1 protein-coding gene is annotated in these 409 nt (G+C 34.7%); it reads right to left on the reverse strand.

Annotated features, from left to right (window positions below; genetic code table 11):
- Positions 1–40: 40 nt before the first annotated feature.
- Entirely contained in the window at positions 41–298 is a 258-nt protein-coding gene (locus tag AB4653_RS27820) for a hypothetical protein (RefSeq protein WP_017093519.1), read from the reverse strand.
- Positions 299–409: the final 111 nt, after the last annotated feature.

A 409-nucleotide genomic window follows, 5' to 3' on the forward strand; every position in this document is an offset into this window, starting at 1 on the left:
AAATTGCATCGCTTGTTATAAGCGAACTAGCTTGACCGTATTACTTATTTTTATTATTCAGCCCAGACTCTAGTGCTGCTGCCTTAGTTTTAGCTGACTCTTCATAAGCATTAAATACATCGCTATTTTTACGACCGCTAAAGTGCAGAAAACTATGAATAATAAGCATAAAGAAGGATATCAACACAACAAATATGGGCGCTAAACCGAACCCATCAATGTTCATTGATAAAAGACCTATAACAAAAAACACACTCGATATAAGTGCAACCGATTTACTGCGAGATGATGAGCCCATAAGTAACCCGCTTTACATAACTAAAGAAAGAATAATACTTAGAACCTTTTACGCATACTTTGAAATACTTAACAAATGCAATAGCTTATAACGAAAAGTTAAAGCGTGAAC

The sequence above is a fragment of the Vibrio sp. 10N.222.48.A3 genome (assembly GCF_041475345.1).
GTDB classification, from domain to species: Bacteria; Pseudomonadota; Gammaproteobacteria; order Enterobacterales; family Vibrionaceae; genus Vibrio; species Vibrio tasmaniensis_A.

Bases quoted from the DNA above. Each gene is read 5' to 3' on its own strand.
- AB4653_RS27820 (WP_017093519.1), bottom strand. From the start codon at position 298: ATGGGCTCATCATCTCGCAGTAAATCGGTTGCACTTATATCGAGTGTG.